The sequence below is a fragment of the Candidatus Endomicrobiellum cubanum genome, assembly GCF_031278955.1.
GTDB lineage: Bacteria > Elusimicrobiota > Endomicrobiia > Endomicrobiales > Endomicrobiaceae > Endomicrobiellum > Endomicrobiellum cubanum.
In genome coordinates this window covers 1-2632 of the sequence record NZ_JAITJM010000015.1, presented here as the reverse complement: position 1 = coordinate 2632, position 2632 = coordinate 1, and the positions used below count along the sequence as shown (strand labels likewise).

The following is a 2632-nucleotide window of genomic DNA, read 5'->3' as shown; positions in this document are numbered from 1 at the left end:
AAAGGAAAGATATATTGTTTATTGGATTGAATGAGATGTGTGGAAAGATCTATTTTTTCATAAAGAGGAAAGGAGAGAATTTGAGGTGTTGGCAGCTGTGAGTTGAATGGGGGGGGGGGGTAATAGAGGGGTATTTAGAGATATTCAAGGATTGACTAAAAGTAATACAAGGAGTTAAAGTGATAGTTAAGAAAGACAAGAGATATTGTTTTAATGTAAAGAATTTAAAATTAGAAAAGTTTGACATTAACTACCTCCAATTATAATTTAGAGGTTACATTAACGATCTCTCATTATCTCAAAAAAATCACAAGATCAGATGTTCCAAGTTCTTAGAAGTGTATGTCATATATTACTATTTCTTTGTTCACTTTTTCCCTACTTTAAAAACTTTAATATACCATACCACTAGATACAAAATATAATATTATTTTTTTAAAAGCAAGAATAGAATAACCGGGCATTGCTAAACAAATATATACAATCTACTCCAGTTCTAGATAGAAAAGAAGATCTATATTAGAATTTAGATGAGAATTACTCCCCAAAATGTACTTTATGTAATGTATATTTATTTAAATTAGCAATACATTTTAATGAAAAGTCTTGATTTCTGTATCATTTTCTAAGATAATTATCTATAGCCTTAGCTGCTTTTTTCCCCATTCCCATTGCAGAAATAACGGTATCGCCTCCAACGATATCTCCTCCTGCAAAAACCCCAGGTATTGAAGTCATATGACTTTCATCAATTATAATATGTCCGTGAGAATTTATATTTAACCCTTCAGTAAGAGAAGGTAAAATAGGATTTGGATGCAATCCTAAAGCCAAAACAACCATATCAGCATCTATTGTATAATTTGATCCTTCTGTTCGACATGGACATCTTCTGCCAGACTTGTCAGGCTCCCCTAGTTCCATTTTAATGCACTCAACTGCCTTAACAGCTTTTTTCTCGTTGCCAATAAATTTTATAGGATTTGTAAGCATTACAAACTCAACACCTTCCTCTTTTGCATGCCTACGCTCTTCAAGCCTTGCTGGCATTTCCTCTTCAGATCTTCTGTAAACAAGTTTAACACTATTTGCGCCAAGGCGAATAGCCATCCTGGCAGAATCCATAGCAGTGTTGCCTCCTCCGATAACAACGATATTTTTTCCACTATAGACAGGTGTATCATAATTTGGAAAATCGAAAGCCTTCATTAAGTTTATTCGTACTAAAAATTCGTTAGCACAGTAAATGTGATTTAAATTCTCTCCAGAAATGCCAGGAAATACAGGAAGGCCTGCCCCTACAGCAACAAAAATCGCCTTGAATCCATCGTAAAACAGATCTTGTATAGTCTTTGTTCTACCAATAAGAGTGTTAAGAATTATTTTCATGCCTAGCTTTTTTAACTTTTCTATTTCGATATTTAAAACTTTTTTTGGAAGTCTAAATTCAGGTATTCCATAACGCAAAACACCACCACTATCATGAAGAGATTCATAAATAATTACATTGTAACCTAGTTTTAATAAATCTCCTCCGCATGTAAGTCCTGCTGGACCAGAACCAACAACAGCAACATTTATCCCATTTTTTTTAATTTCAATGTGGTCTTCAATATTTTCTACAGCGTCTGCAGCATAACGCTCTAAATTACCAATAGAAATACCTTCTCCATTTCTTGCCAAAATACAAGATTTTTCACATTGATTTTCTTGAGGGCAAACTCTACCACAAACTGCAGGAAGATTAGTTTTCTGTTTTAAAACTTTCATTGCTCCCAAGTAATTGCCTTCAATAAGGCACTTGATAAAACCTGGTATATCTATTTCAACAGGACACCCTTTTGTACACATAGGAGTCTTGCATTGCAAACATCTTTTTGCTTCTGCACGCATTTCTTCTTTAGAATAACCTGTATTAACCTGATCAAAATCTTTTTTTCTTATTTGAGGATCCCTTTCGGGCATATTTACTTTTTGTGGCATTTGCATTCCCTTCGTCTAGTAAAATTATCAAATGAAATTTTCTCTAAATCTTTAAATGAATTTAAACGTGAAGAAAGTTCGTCCCAATGTACACAGTGCGCATCAAATTCTGGCCCATCAACACAAGCAAACTTTGTTTTACCGTCTACTGTAACCCTACAAGCTCCACACATCCCACTGCCATCAACCATTATAGGATTTAATGATACTACCGTTTTTATATGTTTTTCCTTTGTAAGTTCTGAAACTGCCTTCATCATAGGCACAGGCCCTATAGCATAAACTATATTTACTTCCTCTCTACTCATAACTCCTTTTAAAACATCTGTTACAAAACCTTTAACTCCATACGTACCATCATTTGTTGCAAAAAGTAAATCATCACTTTCCTCTTTTAGTTCTTCTTCAAGTATAATCAAATCTTTACACCTTGCACCTACTATTGTAATAATTTTATTTCCAACTTTTTTTAATTCTTTTATAACAGGTAAAAGCTCTGCTGCTCCAACTCCTCCAGCAACAGCGACAACTATACCATACCGTTTTATAACGCTCGGATGACCCAACGGTCCTACAAAATCTTTAATAGCATCACCTTCACAAAGACATGCAAGTTGAGATGTACTTTTACCTATTTCTTGGAAGATTA

The 2632-nt window shown here is 34.0% G+C and carries 2 protein-coding genes; both read right to left on the bottom strand.

Annotation, left to right across the window (positions count from 1 at the left end):
• Positions 1-618: 618 nt before the first annotated feature.
• On the bottom strand, positions 619-1989 hold the full coding sequence (gene gltA, locus LBD57_RS01415) for an NADPH-dependent glutamate synthase (protein ID WP_373469560.1): 1371 nt from the start codon (positions 1987-1989) through the stop codon (positions 619-621).
• Positions 1968-2632 (bottom strand): sulfide/dihydroorotate dehydrogenase-like FAD/NAD-binding protein (locus LBD57_RS01410; RefSeq protein WP_373469559.1); only part of this gene is annotated, 665 nt, incomplete at its 5' end. The genes LBD57_RS01410 and gltA, both read right to left, overlap by 22 nt.